The organism is Acidobacteriota bacterium, from assembly GCA_009691245.1.
Classification (GTDB): domain Bacteria; phylum Acidobacteriota; class Terriglobia; order 2-12-FULL-54-10; family 2-12-FULL-54-10; genus SHUM01.
This window is the reverse complement of sequence record SHUM01000077.1, coordinates 1-12,938: the sequence shown is the minus strand read 5'-3', so window position 1 is coordinate 12,938 and position 12,938 is coordinate 1. Positions and strand designations below refer to the sequence as shown.

6 protein-coding genes and 1 tRNA gene are annotated in these 12,938 nt (G+C 61.1%); all 7 read left to right on the top strand.

Annotation, left to right across the window (positions count from 1 at the left end):
• The first annotated feature begins 70 nt into the window (after positions 1 to 70).
• Positions 71 to 147: transfer RNA gene (locus tag EXQ56_13865), tRNA-Pro, on the top strand.
• Between the two features lie 778 nt (positions 148 to 925).
• Positions 926 to 4,585 carry a hypothetical protein gene (locus tag EXQ56_13860; protein MSO21511.1) on the top strand — a complete coding sequence of 1,220 codons (3,660 nt, stop codon included), beginning with the start codon at positions 926 to 928 and terminating at the stop codon, positions 4,583 to 4,585.
• Between the two features lie 186 nt (positions 4,586 to 4,771).
• Positions 4,772 to 7,207, top strand: coding sequence for a DUF1592 domain-containing protein (locus tag EXQ56_13855; GenBank protein ID MSO21510.1), 2,436 nt, complete (start codon positions 4,772 to 4,774; stop codon positions 7,205 to 7,207).
• Positions 7,204 to 8,547: a DUF1552 domain-containing protein gene (locus EXQ56_13850; GenBank protein ID MSO21509.1), complete on the top strand. Its 1,344-nt coding sequence runs from the start codon at positions 7,204 to 7,206 to the stop codon at positions 8,545 to 8,547. Before EXQ56_13855 ends, EXQ56_13850 begins: the two co-directional genes overlap by 4 nt.
• Before the next feature lie 152 nt (positions 8,548 to 8,699).
• Entirely contained in the window at positions 8,700 to 10,517 is a 1,818-nt protein-coding gene (locus EXQ56_13845; GenBank protein ID MSO21508.1) for a hypothetical protein, read from the top strand.
• Between the two features lie 132 nt (positions 10,518 to 10,649).
• Positions 10,650 to 12,026, top strand: a complete 1,377-nt coding sequence (locus tag EXQ56_13840; GenBank protein MSO21507.1) for a hypothetical protein — start codon at positions 10,650 to 10,652, stop codon at positions 12,024 to 12,026.
• Between the two features lie 240 nt (positions 12,027 to 12,266).
• Positions 12,267 to 12,938: hypothetical protein (locus EXQ56_13835; protein MSO21506.1), on the top strand; the 672-nt coding region annotated here is incomplete at its 3' end.

The following is a 12,938-nucleotide window of genomic DNA, read 5'->3' as shown; positions in this document are numbered from 1 at the left end:
ACTAATCAGACAGTGCAGACGGATCGCCTGGTGCCGTGCGTTCGGCGACCGGATTCGCCCACCCAAACGTCGGGGCGTGGCTCAGCCTGGTAGAGCACCTGGTTCGGGACCAGGGGGTCGGAGGTTCAAATCCTCTCGCCCCGACCATTGTTTCAGTTCTAGCCGCATTGAAGATTATGTCGAAGGGCTTTCTATAGGTGGGATAAAGACTTACGTGGCCTATTCCGCAGTTCAAAGTACTATTTTTGATAGCTTGCCATGTTCGGCTGGTTTCTACCTAAGATATAGATAATAGGCCTTATTCGCGAGCTCTAAAATCCGATTCGCAGTACGCAGCCGATCCGGCTTCGTATTCTGCTATCCATTCAGCGCCAGCAACACTGTTGGGCTTCAAGCTGCCATTCCAGAGGTTTTCCGCCACCAGAGATATTCCGCTATCTTATCCGTCCCGCTTGTCGGTATAGGCTTGATCCCAGCGTGAACGGATTCCAGCGAGCCGCCGCTGCAAGCGCTCCTCTTCCTGTTTGCGAAGCGATCCTGGTGTCAATGATGGAGTAAAACTAGACCACTGAAGTATGGTGTAAAGGACTGACTTGTCGGGGGCGGTTGGAGCGGAGAGCCGGAGGCACCGTTAAGCGGTGCGTTTAGGCCGGAGCGGAAGCCGCCCTGCCGATCGCGGCGAGGTGCGGGGCATAGTAGAGGGATATACGTGCGGCTGGCAGGGTTGGCGGGGCGTGTTCTCGTACTTTTCTCTAGCCGGTAGCGCTCGCCATTCATCTCCAGTTTTACTCTTTGCGTAAGTCATCCGGTTACATGAAGACTTCATGCCTGCGCGCGTGGGACGAGCAGGATTGCCCGTCCCCACTCGGCGGGGCAAATCCCGCTCGCGAATTTTCCGCTTGACCCCGGAGTTAAATTGCTTAGAATGGGGCCAACCAGACCAAACGGGGTGGGAACATCAATTGGGAAGTGGTTTAGTCCGGTTCTGCAATTTTGTTCGGGTGTGCTGGGGATAAGAAGCGGGCTTGCAATTCATCCGCCTGTACTCTCGATGATGGGCTTGTGCCAGGCATCTACAACCATAGTTCGAGGAGGCTTCATCATGAGAAAGTCACTGGCAGTCATTTTCCGTGCCGCCTGCAAGCTTGTGCTGACCGCCTTGCTGGCCATAACTTGGCTGGCAATACCGGCGGGCGCGCAGCTGACCACGGGCGTCATCGCGGGCACCGTAACCGACCCCTCCGGCGCGGCGGTACCCAGCGCCGAAGTGACCGTGAAGAATGTCGAGACCGGCATCGCGCGCTCCACCGCCACCGGCCCCACCGGACGCTACGAAATGCCCAACCTACAGGCGGGACAGTATGAAGTGAGCGCCACCTTGGCCGGCTTCCAGATGAGCGTGCGAACCGGGATCGCGCTCACTATCGGTCGCACGGCGGTGGTGGATCACACGCTGCAAGTCGGCGAAGTCACTCAAACCGTGACTGTAACCGGCGAGGTCTCACTCGTCGAAACAACTACGGCGACAGTCTCGCAGCTCGTCGATGAGCGCAAAGTGGCCGACCTGCCGCTGCGTGACCGCGACCTCACGCAGCTCGTATTCCTGCAGCCCGGCGTGATCAAGTCCACCTCCGGACGCGGCGACTTCTCCGGCATGGGCGACAAGATCACCGTGGCCGGCGCGCGCGGCACGCAAAACCTGTTCCTGCTGGACGGCGTCAACAACGCGGACCTCTCGAATAACCCGCAGGGCGCTTCGGGTTCCTACACGGGTGCCGAGACGGTGAAGGAATTTCAGATCATCACCAACAACTATTCGGCCGAGTACCAGAGCGCCGCCGGCGCCATCATCAGCGCGGTAACCAAGAGCGGCACCAACGCGCTGCACGGCTCGGCCTTCGGCACACTGCGCAATGACAATCTGGACGCCAACTCCTGGGCCAACAACCGCCGCGTGCCCAGCTCGCCCAAGCGCGAGTTCAAGCGCAGCCAGTTTGGCGGTTCAGTCGGCGGACCGATCCGACCCGACAAGACTTTTTTCTTCGGCAGCTATGAAGGCTTCCGCGAGCGCAACACCGACACCGACGAAGTGATCACCTGGACCGACGCCACGCGCGCCGGCCTGCTGTCCGCGCAGGACGGCGGCGGCAGTGTCAACGTGGACCCCACGGTACGACGCTACATGGACCTGTGGCCTCGGCCCAACACGCCGTACCGTTTCCTGAATAACATGGCCATGGCCATCAAACCGGTGCCCTGCCTTGCCGACAAGAGCCGGCTGTGCGATGACAACGGCGACGGCACGGTAACGCTGATCGCTCCTGGGTCCAACCAAATTCCGGTCAACGAGGAGTTTGTCGGTAGCAAGTTTGATCACAGCTTCGGCAATGAACGATGGGGATTCCTCTCCGGCACCTACAACTGGGTCAAGAGTGAGCGTCTGCCTAGCGACGCCCTTAAGGCGCTGGGCCAGGGCACCTCGCCGGGCAACAACGCCGCCATCAGCACGAAACACACTCTGGGAGTGAGTCATACGACGACATTCTCACCAACCATTGTGAATGAGTTCAAGTTCGGTTATAGCTGGAGTGAGATCAGCAGTGATATTCCCAAGCCGCGCTATGACTCCAGTGCGAAGGTAGACCTAAAGGACCTGGTATTTCTGAACAGCCGCGAGCTGGTCGGCGAGATCGGCGCACCACGGGTAACCGGCATTGGCTTCCGTACCGACACCTCCACCTACGGCCAGACCTCCTATCAATACAAGGAGGGGTTGTCCATCGCTCACGGCAACCACTCCTTCCGCATGGGCACAGAGTTCCGCTTGCTGCGCTACCTGCAGGGTAGCTGCAGCCGCGGCTGCAACGGAGTATTCATCTGGAACGACCTGCGGACGTTCCTGCTGAACCAGCCGCGGCAGCTCGACACCTACATCCCCGGCTCGGACAACCCCACGCGCCACCTGAATCAGATGGTCGCGGGCTTCTACTTCCAGGACAACTGGCAGTTGCTGCCCTCGCTCAACGTAAACCTCGGAATGCGCTATGAGTTCGGCACAGTGCCGGATGAGCAAAATGACTTGGAGTCAGCGCTGGTTCACATTGATGACCCATATGTTACAGTGACCCAAAAAGTGAAGGATGACCCGCGCTTCTCGCGCTTCCCCTCCATGCCGGGCACGGTAGACAGCCTGTTCACCAACCCCACGCTGAAGAGCTTCTCGCCACGCGTAGGCCTGGCCTGGTCGCCAGGCAACAAGCGCTTCTCGCTGCGCACCGGCTTCGGCATCTTCTACGAAGTGCCGAACCTCTATAACATCCGCAACCCGCTGCAGGAGATTCCGCCTTTCGCCGTGGTAGGCAGCGTGCTCGCCACCAATGCGGCGCAGTCCGGGGTTACACTGCGTATGCAGCCCGGTGTGGCCAACGACCCCGCGGTGGTGAGCCTGCTGCGCGGCAGTCCGGTGATCCGTGGCTTCGAGTACGACATGAAGAACACCACCATCTATCGCTGGAGCTTCACGCTGCAGCAGGAGGTGACGCGTGGCTTCGTCGTCTCGGCCGGCTACACCGGCTCGCGCGGCACGCACCTGTGGCATCAGAAGCAGGCCAACACCAACCGTTGGCTGGGCTTCCCGAATCCGCCCGCGGACGGCAACTTCGTCTATCCGCTTCTGGGCACTGCGCAGTATCAGGGCTTTGTGAATCCCAACTTCGGCGAGATGCGCATCATTGCGCCGGACGTGGACAGCTACTTCCACGGCTTGGCCATTGGCGCCGAAAAGCGTTTGAGTCATGGCTTCCAGGTGCAGGCGGCTTTCAACGTCTCGAAGAACTTAGACACCGGCTCCGGCATCACCTCGTCGGGTGACGCCTTCTCGCAGGGCCAGTGGAGCATCCACTACCGCGGCGCGAAGAACATGTTCAAAGGACCGGCGCAGTTTGACATCCGCCGCGTGCTGACCACCAACTTCATCTATGACGTTCCTGACTTCGGCACACAGGGCCTGCTGCGCAGCCTCGTTGGCGGCTGGCAGTTCAGCGGCATCATGACGCTGCGCGACGGCGCCTGGATCTCGCTGCTCAACAGCAGCACCGTGCAGCTGAACGCCATCGGCAACACCGCCAACCTGCGCGCCAACCTGGTCTCCGGCGGCAACATCAATCCGGTACTGGATTCCCGCGACGCGTTCAACTACTACGACAAGGGCATGTTCCTGCCTTCTTCCTGCACCGGCGTTACCTCGCGCGGAATCGTGGTGGGCCAGCCGGTCTGCCGCGCCGGCGACCCCGAATATCAGCCGGGCCGCTTCGGCAATCTCGGCCGCAATACCCTGAACGGACCGGGCAGCGCCACATTGGATATCTCCATCAAGAAGGCGGTCAACATCACTGAAAAACAGAAGGTCGAATTTACCAGTGAATTCTTCAATTTCCTGAACCGCACCAACCTGAGCGACCTGGGCATGAACCTGGCGCCGTTTGACACCAACGACCGACCCAGCGCAGCGTTTGCCACCGCTGGCCAGATCACCAATTCGAATCCGCCGCGGCTGATCCAAATGCAGCTAAAGTACACGTTCTAGCCGATCCTGCCAGCCAGTCCCCTGAGAGGGACTTGCTGGCAACACTATTTTATTGACAACATAGCCAGTTAGTTTATAATTCGGATAGTCCTTGGGCAGGGGCGCTGTTGGGGGTCTTTAGGGCTCCGCAAGTCGGCCTTTGGCCTCAGTTAGTGGACTCTGTTCGAGATACCTTCGGTGGTGAGCATGTCCGTTCGGAATTGTCTTCTTGGAATCGCGGTTTTTGCCACTCTCGGTGGGCCCGGTATAGTCGCCGCGCAAGCTCCCGCTCCGGCCTCACACAACGCGGTGGCCGGCAAGTATTGCACCACCTGCCACAATGATCGCGTCAAGGCCGGCGAACTGGATCTGGCCAAGGTCAACTTCGATGACCCGTCGAGCAATCCCGACATTCTTGAAAAGGTTGTCGCCAAGCTGCGCTTCCGCGCCATGCCGCCTTCGCCCGCGCCCAAGCCGGACGAGGCAACCTACAGTAACCTGCTTTCCTATCTGACCATCGAGCTCGACAAGCACGCTGCTTCCGCGCCCAATCCGGGCCGGCCCGCGTCTGTCCATCGCCTGAATCGCACGCAGTACACCAACTCGATCCGCGACCTGCTGGCGCTCGAGGTGGATGGCGCATCGCTGCTCCCAGCGGACGACTCCGGCGGCTTTGACAACATGGGCGAAGTGCTCTCCGTCTCGCCCGTGCTGATGGAGAAGTACATGGCCGCGGCGCGCAAGATCAGCCGGCTGGCCTTGGGAAATCCGGCGATCCCGCCCGATAGCGCCATTTACGGCATCTCGCCCAATTTGGTTCAGGGCGACCGCATGAGCGAAGAGTTGCCGTTCGGCACGCGCGGCGGCACGGCCATCAAACACCACTTCCCGCTCGATGGCGAGTACGAGATCAAAGTCCGCCTGCTGCGCTCCGAGGGCTACGTGTTGGGCATCGCCGAGCCGCATTTCCTCGACCTGCGCATTGACGGCAAGCGCATCAAGCTGACCGAAGTCGGCGGCGGGAACAAGGGTCGCACCGCGGGCGTCGAGTATCTCGACGGCGATAACGACCAGCTCTACTACGAGCGCAATGCAGACGCGAATCTGAATTTCCGCATCCCAGTCGAGGCCGGAACGCGGCTGGTGCAGGTGTCATTCCTGAATGACCGCGGGGCCGACGAAGGCCTGTTCAACAAGCGCGAGCGGCTGACACTGCTCGACGCCATCGCCTCCTCCAACGACCGCCAGGCCAGCGACCCGGACGTCAGCAGCGTAGCCATCGCCGGGCCGTTCAGCGTGCAGGGACCGGGCGAATCGGCGAGCCGCAAAAGGATTTTTTCGTGCAATCCGTCCCGCTCCGCTTCCGCCCCTGCTTCCACCGATGAGCAGACGGCCTGCGCGCGCAGGATACTCTCCACGCTGGCTCGGCAGGCCTATCGCGGGCACTCGAACGCCGCCGCGGTCGAGCCGCTGATGAAGCTCTACGAACTCGGCAGCAAGGCCGGCTTGGGGAACAGTTTTGAAGCAGGCATTGAGACGGCGCTGAACGGATTGCTGGTCAGCCCGCAGTTCCTGTTCCGCGTGGAGCGCGAACCCGCCGCTGGCACGCCCGACGCGCCGTTCCAGTTGAGTGATCTGGAGATCGCCTCGCGCCTGTCGTTCTTCCTGTGGTCGAGCTTGCCCGACGAAGAGTTGCTGAACGCCGCCGAGCAGGGCCAACTTAGGAACGCCCCGGCGCTCGATGTTCAGGTCAAGCGCATGTTGGCCGACCGCCGCTCCAGGAATCTCATCGACGATTTCGCCGGCCAGTGGCTGCTGCTGCGCAACGTGAAGACCAAGATTCCCAATCGTGATGTCTATCCCGAGTTCGATGAGAACCTGCGCCAGGCCTTTGATCAGGAGACGCAACTCTTCCTCGAGAGCCAGATCATGGCCGACCGGCCGGTGCCGGAGCTGATCGCCGCCGACTACAGTTTTCTGAATGAGCGCCTCGCGCACTTCTACGGCGTGCCAGACATCAAGGGCAGCCACTTCCGGCAGGTGAAGCTCGCCGACAACGCCCGCCGCGGTCTGATGGGACAGGGCAGCGTGCTGATGCTGACCGCCTACGCCAACCGCACCTCCGTGGTCCAGCGCGGCAAATGGGTGCTGGAGAGCCTGCTGGGCGTCCCCGTCCCGCCGCCCCCGCCGAACGTGCCGGGCCTGAAGGAAAAAGGCGAAGGCGGCAAGGGCACCATGCGCCAGATGATGGAAGCGCATCGCGCCAACCCGATGTGCTCAGGCTGCCATTCGCTGATGGACCCCATCGGCTTTGCGCTGGAGAACTTCGACGGCATCGGCAAGTGGCGCACCGCCGACGATGGCGCGCCCATCGATTCCTCCGGCACGCTGCCGGATGGGACAAAATTTCAAGGCGTCAATGAGCTGCGCACGCTGATGCAGCAGCGCTCCGAGTTGCTCGCTTACGCCGTTACCGAAAAGCTTCTTATGTATGCGCTGGGGCGCACGATTGAACCCTACGACGCCCCGGCCATTCGCAAGATCGTCCGAGATGCTGCGGCGAGTGACTATCGCTGGTCCTCGATCATCAATGGCATCGCCGCCAGCACGCCGTTCCAAATGAGGAGGTCACGACCGCTATGATGATATTCAAGAAGACTGTTCCCCGCCGCACGTTTCTGAAAGGAATTGGCGCAACCATCGCGTTGCCGCTGCTCGATTCTATGACGCCCGCTTTCGCCGGGCCGCTCGACACCAACGGCAAGCCCTCGCTACGCCTAGGCTATATCTACGTGCCGAACGGCATCATCCGCGAACGCTGGCTGCCGGCCAAGACCGGCGCGGACTTTGAGTTGACCGACGTGCTCAAGGAAGCCGCGGCGTTCCGTGATCAGATGGTCGTGCTCAGCAACCTCGACGGCGGCCCGCAGTTTGTCGGCGGACACCCGCGCGGCTCCGGCATGTATATGACCGGCGTCGACCCGCGCAAATCGCTCAACGAACTGCAGGACGGCGTGTCGGTGGATCAGGTGGCGGCGAAGGAGTGGGGCAAGGAGACGCAGGTCGACTCGCTGCAACTGTGCATCGAAGACGCCGCCGAGATCGCCGGGCAGGCGCAGGGCGGATACAACGCGGCCTACACCAACACCATTTCCTGGCGCACGCCCACGCAGCCGCTCTCGATGGAGCACCGGCCGCGCGCGGTTTTCGAGCGCCTCTTCGGCGACGTGGACGGCAACAACCCCGAGGCACGCCGCTCCCGCATGGAGCGCGACCGCAGCGTGCTGGACTTCGTTTCGTCCGAGTCTTCGCGCATGATGGCCGACCTCGGCGCGAGCGACAAAACCAAAGTCAGCGAGTTTATGGAAGCGCTGCGCGACGTCGAGCGCCGCGTGCAGATGGCCGAGAAGGACAACGGCGCGTCGAGCTCGGCATCGCTCGATCGCCCCGTCGGCATTCCCGCTACATACGAAGAGCATGTGAAGCTGATGTACGACCTGCTGCTGCTGGCCTACAAGGCGGATATCACGCGCGTCTCCAGCTTCATGCTGGCGCGCGAGTACAGCGAACTGGTTTACAACATGATCGGCCACACCGAGCCGCACCATCCGCTCACCCATCATCGCGGCGTCGAGTGGCGCATGAAGCAGGCCGGCGAAGTGAACGTCTATCACATGAAGATCTTCGCCGAATTCCTCGCCAAGATGCGCGACACCAAGGAAGGCGACGGCAACCTGCTCGATCACTCGATTCTCATCTACGGCGCGGGCATGGGCGACGCCGACATTCACAATCAGTGGAACCTCCCCGTGGCCATGTTCGGCGGCGGCAACGGCCGCATCAAGAAGGGCGGCCTGCATGTGCAGTATGCCAAGGGCACGCCGTTCGCCAACTTCCACGTGGCACTGCTCAACCTGATGGGCGTCGCAACCGCCTCGCTCGGCAACAGCACTGGCCCGGCCGATGTGAGCGCGTTCGCGTAATTGTTTTTTTTATTGTCATTCCGAGCGCCGCGAGGAATCTGTTTTTGCTTTTTCAGCATGAACACAAAAAGCAGATTCCTCGCTGCGCTCGGAATGACAATGTCGCAGGTTCTTATGACAATCCGAATTGCTTGAAATTGTTGGGGGATTCTATGAGCGGTACAACCAAATCTCACCTAATTCTCGCCGCGTTTGCGCTGCTGGCGCTTTCGCTCCCCGCGTGCGCCGCCGAGAGTTTGAATGGCGACCTGCGCGTGGTGGATGCGGCGAAAAGCCGCAACCGCGAAGCCGTGCGCAGCCTCGTCGCCGCGCGCGCCGACGTCAACGCCGCGCAGCCCGACGGTGCCACGGCCATCGCCTGGGCCGCGCACTGGAACGATCTGGAGATGGCCGACACGCTTCTGCAAGCCGGCGCCGACGTGAACGCCGCGAACGACCTGGGCGTAACGCCTCTCAGCCTGGCCGTGATTAACCGCAGCGCCGAGATGGTCGAGAAGCTCCTGCAAGCCAAAGCCAATGCCAACACCGCAGTGTGGAACGGCGAAACAGCCCTGATGTCGGCGGCGCACACCGGCAACGTGGCAATCGTGAAGTCGTTGCTGGCGCATGGCGCGAACCTGAACGCCGTGGATTCCCGCCGCGGCCAATCGGCGCTGATGCGCGCCATTGCCGATGGACATCCGGAAGCTGCTCGCGTGCTGATTGAAGCCGGCGCGGACGTGAAGTCCAAGTCGAAAATGTTCGATAGCTTCCAGTCCATGGTGCTGACCTCCTACGGCAGCAACGTGCAGGTTACCTCGCGCGGCGGCTACACGCCGCTGCTCTTCGCCGCGCGCACGGGCGACGTGGAGACCGTCCGGCTGCTGATCGCCAAAGGCGCGAGCATCAATGACATTGCGCCGGACGAAGGCAGCGCGCTGGTGGTGGCTGCCGCATCCGGACACGAGAAGCTGGCGCAGTTGCTGCTCGATAATGGAGCCGACCCCAACGCCATAGACCCCAACGGCATGACCGCGCTGCACTACGCCATGCGCGATGGGTTGAAATATCTCACCGGCATGTCGATCGTCAAGACGAAGAAAATCTGCGGCTCGGGCAGCGGCGGACGCTGCATCGCCACCGACAATCGCGAGTCGCTCAAGTTCCTCGACGGCGGATTCTCGCCCGAGGTGAAGAAGTTCATGGCGGAACTAGAAGCGCAGGCAGCCGGTGTCGCCAAACCAACCACTGCAGCAGCTTACGGTTACGGCCCGGCGAAGGATGAGATTCTGCCCGGCTCGAACATGCTGGAGCTGGCGAAATCATTGCTGGCCAAAGGCGCTGATCCGAATGCGCAGATGAAAGAGTCGCCTGCGCGCCTGCGACTGATGCGCAAGCCGAACATCAGCCTGATTAACGCCACGCCGTTCATGCTGGCCGCCGCGTCGAAGGATGTTGCCTCAATGCGTGTGCTGGCGGAAGGCCGCGCCGAGCGCAACGTCATCACCAAGTCTGACCCCAAGGAGTTGCTCAAGACCACCACCGGCGATGACAACCAGATCCAGGGCAATGGCACGCCCCTGCTGGTGGCCGCCGGCCTCGGCCGCAATGACGACTTTGGCGCGGCGGAAACCAAGCTGTCGCTGGAGGCCGTCAAGACGCTGGTCGAGATGGGCGCGGACGTGAATCAGGCCAACGACACCGGCTGGACGCCGCTGCACGCAGCCTCGTTCATGGGCGCCGACTCCGTCGTCTCCTATCTGATCAGCAAGGGCGCAATGCTCAACCTGCGCAACGGCTGCGGCCAGACTCCGCTATCGCTCGCCGCCGGCAGCGACTCGAAGGGTCTGCTGCAGCGCGCCATTCCGCATCCCAGCACGACTAAAATTCTGCGCGACGCCGGCGCTGCACAGAGTTCCAGCGAGAAGCCCGTCGGACAATGCGTACTCGGCCGCCACGGCATGGAGTACGCCGACGTACAGAGCAAGTAATTTCTTGTCAGAGCCGCGACCCTCAGGGAGCGGACACGTTTGACGACCACGACAGCCCGTTCAACGTGTCCGCTTCCTTCCGGTCGCGGCTCTGTTGCGTTCATTTGAATTCAGGAGAGAAGGATTCCCCACATGAAGCGAATTCATGATCGTACATTGCAAGCACTCATCCTTGGCACAATGCTGTTCGCTTCCTGTTCCAAGCCCGCGCCGAAAGCTCAACTGGTGATTACCGGCGGCACGCTGCTCGATATGTCCAGCGAAGACGCGCAGCCGAAAGCCCTGAAGGGAATCATCGTCAATGGAGGGAAGATTGAGCGCGTCGTGCTCGCCGACTCTCCTGACGTGCTGCCGGAGGCGGAACAGGCGGTGGATGCCGCAGGTCAATACGTGCTGCCGGGATTCATTGACGCCCACGTGCACTTCCGCCCGTGGCATCCGAAGCCGTCGCTGGCCTACGGCCTGACCACGCTGGGCGACACGGGCCCGTGCGGCGCGGAGTGCGACGTTACGGATCCCAACGCATGGATCGTGGGGCTGGCGCAAAAGCAGAACACGCCGGAGTCCGACGGTCCGACGCTCTACTACACTGGCAAGAAGCTCGACGGGCCCGAAGGCAAGACGGACATCGAAGTCACACGGCTGGCGACAATCGAGGAAATTCCCACCCGCATTGATGAGCTGGTGAAGCTCGGATCGAGCGGCATCAAGGCCGAGGAGTATCTGCCGCCGGATTTCCGCAAGCGCATCGTGGAGGAAGCCGAGAAGCGCGGACTGCCGGTGGTGGGGCACTCCGCCAACGCCAGGGTATCCATCGACGCCGGCATGAAGTTCATCGAGCACATGTACCCCATCGGGCGCGCGCTGGCCACCGACGCGAAGAAGGCGGAGAAAGACCCCGACCCCATGTACATGATCGACCGGGCCAAGATTGCTGACTTCACGCAGATGATGGTGGACGGCAAAGTCTATCTGAATCCCACCATGCTGGGCCGCTACAGCAACATGAGCAAGCGCGCCAAGGAGTTTGCCGCCGAGGCCGGGCAGTTGCTGACGACGCCGCTCTACGCCGAGTTGCCGAAGGAATTGCACAAGAGCCTGGTCGAGCGTTATCTATCCGCCGAGAAGATGAAGCCCGCGGATCGCGCCAAAGCGGAAAAGGGATTTGCGAATGTAAACGAAGTAGTGAAGGAGTTTAGCGCGCGCGGCGGACATCTGATCGTCGGCTCGGACACCAGCTCGGGCCGCGTGCCGGGCATCGCGTTTCATCAGGAGATGCAGATGCTGGTGGACTCTGGCGCCGCGCCCTATCGCGTGCTTCTGGCCGCCACGCGCTACTCCGCGGAGTTGATGCGCAAGGCCGATCAGATTGGCACGGTGCAAGCAGGCAAGCAGGCTGACTTGGTGATACTTGGCGCTGATCCCGTGGCGGAGATCGCCAACGCCAAGAACATTCGCACCGTCATCCGCAAGGGAAAGCGTCTCGCGGTTACGCCCTCCAATAACTAATTTCCCACATGGTGCCTACGGGAAACTCCGTCCGCAGTGAAAAGCGGGAACGGCCTGAGATTGCGGGCGGCCGAACAGGACCCCCCTTTATTGCACAACCCCCCGGCGGCGCTCAAAGTATCCACTTTCACAGTTATTGCGGATGCTGCGGTTCTTGCGGTTCCGATTTCAGCCGTATTCCCCTCGCCTCTTCTTCCGTATCCAACTCGTCCAAATCATCGAAATCCGCGGACCTGTCGGTTGCACAAAGTATCGGCAAAGCCGAACCCGTCCAACGTGGCGGATCGCGCGGTTGATTCGTTGGCGCGTCAAGTGAACCGTGCGGCAGTGTCTTCGGAGCTCGAACTTGAGGCGTGCCTGCGAGAGGCGCACGAACTGGGCGTACGACTGCGTACTTCTCATGCCAAGGAAAAAGACCTTGGTGAGACGATTAAGCGTGAGGCCCAAGTCGTGGAAGATGCCACTGCCGAAGTAGCGGGGTTACGTGTTCAGGCAACTCGCATTGATAGCGCCCGAGCTGTGATCGCTGACCTGATTCAGAAGCAATCGGGACAAGCTCTTACAAACCAAGTACTTCGAGAGAACGGTGCTCAGATTGCGGCCACTTTTGCACGGATACATGCTCCCAGCGAATTTGACGTCGAAGCCGACGAGGACGGTCTCAAGATAGTGCGGCGGGCTTCAAAAACGAACGTCGAGCTGGATGAAATGAGTTCGGGCCAACGAGCAAAGTTCACATTGTCTTTGTTTTTGGCTATGAACGGACGCCTTAAGACCGGCCCAAGAGTTATCATTTTCGACGATCCCGTCGCTCATGTCGACGATATTAATACGCTCTCGTTCTTGGACCATTTAAGGGAAATTACGCTCGCGGGAGAGCGCCAGCTATTCTTCGCCACTGCCGACTCGAAG

Excerpts from the sequence above, each read along its gene's own strand:
- EXQ56_13845 (MSO21508.1), top strand. The coding sequence starts at position 8,700 with ATGAGCGGTACAACCAAATCTCACCTAATTCTCGCCGCGTTTGCGCTG.
- EXQ56_13840 (MSO21507.1), top strand. The coding sequence starts at position 10,650 with ATGAAGCGAATTCATGATCGTACATTGCAAGCACTCATCCTTGGCACA.
- EXQ56_13850 (MSO21509.1), top strand. The coding sequence starts at position 7,204 with ATGATGATATTCAAGAAGACTGTTCCCCGCCGCACGTTTCTGAAAGGA.
- EXQ56_13860 (MSO21511.1), top strand. The coding sequence starts at position 926 with ATGGGGCCAACCAGACCAAACGGGGTGGGAACATCAATTGGGAAGTGG.
- EXQ56_13855 (MSO21510.1), top strand. The coding sequence starts at position 4,772 with ATGTCCGTTCGGAATTGTCTTCTTGGAATCGCGGTTTTTGCCACTCTC.